This is a genomic window from Cedecea sp. NFIX57 (assembly GCF_900177785.1).
Classification (GTDB): Bacteria; Pseudomonadota; Gammaproteobacteria; order Enterobacterales; family Enterobacteriaceae; genus Cedecea; species Cedecea neteri_C.
Genome location: NZ_FXAS01000138.1, coordinates 1 through 1,115, shown reverse-complemented (window position 1 = coordinate 1,115; position 1,115 = coordinate 1). Strand labels below are relative to the sequence as shown.

General features: G+C 61.0%; 2 protein-coding genes. Both read left to right on the top strand.

The annotated features are described in order from the left end of the window. Window positions 1-19: 19 nt before the first annotated feature. On the top strand, window positions 20-427 hold the full coding sequence (locus B9Y90_RS26280) for a hypothetical protein (protein ID WP_085543197.1): 408 nt from the start codon (window positions 20-22) through the stop codon (window positions 425-427). A gap of 11 nt (window positions 428-438) precedes the next feature. Continuing rightward, window positions 439-1,115 (top strand): Mu-like prophage major head subunit gpT family protein (locus tag B9Y90_RS26275; protein ID WP_085543196.1); only part of this gene is annotated, 677 nt, incomplete at its 3' end.

The window sequence follows — 1,115 nt, the reverse complement described above, 5'->3', positions numbered from 1 at the left end:
CTGGCGAAGGAGCTGAACCATGGCGCTGACTGAAGAGCAAAAAGCTGATTTTGACGCCCCGTACCGCGACGGCGAGCTGACCCCCATCCCGGTGGCAAAGGGTGAGCTAATCCCTGCCGGGACGATTGTCTGCGTGAATGCCGCGGGCTACGCCGTGGGCGGCAAAGAAGCCCTGGAGCTGGTCTGGGCGGGACGCGCGGAAGAGCGGGCCGATAACACCGGCGGCAATGACGGGGATGTGTCTGTCCTGATGCGACGGAATAAAGCGTTCCGCTGGCGCAACGACGGGACCATTGTCCAGGCACACGTGGGGAAACGCGTGTGGGTACTGGATAACCGCACCCTGACCGGCACCGATGGCGGCGCTAAACGCTCCAAAGCGGGCACCGTCATTCTGCTGGAAAGCGATGGCGTCTGGATTGAATAAGGAAAGAAACGATGATCCTGAATAAAGGCAACCTCACCGCGCTGTTTGTGGCGCTGAAATCCACCTTCAATAACGCATTTGACGCCTCGCCGTCCATGTGGGACCAGGTGGCCACGCTGGTGCCCTCCACCACGCGCGAAAACAGCTATGCCTGGCTGGACCGCTTCCCGCGTCTGCGTGAGTGGGTGGGCGATAAAGTGGTCAAATCCCTGACCCAGCATAACTATACGCTGCCCAATAAATCCTTTGAGGCCACGGTGGAGGTGGACCGCGACGACCTCGAAGACGACCAGCTGGGGATTTACGCCCCACAGGCGCAGGAGGCGGGCTTCAGCGCGAAGCAGTGGCCGGATGAACTGGTCTTTGAAGCCCTGAACGAGGCTTTCAGCAAGAAATGTTATGACGGCCAGCCGTTTGTGTCGGAGAAGCACCCGAACGGCACGGACAAAGCGGGCAAAGCCATTCTGGTCAGCAACCAGGGCGCGGCCCCGCTGTCTGCCGAGTCGCTGGACAAGGCAAAAGCGTCCTACGGCAAAGGCCGCACGGCACTGCGTAATATGAAGGACACGGAAGGCCGTCCGCTGAACGTGCGCCCGACGCTGCTGGTCGTGCCGCCTGCCCTGGAAGACACGGCCAACGCCCTGATGACTGCCGAACGCCTGGATGACGGGAAGACCAACATCTACAA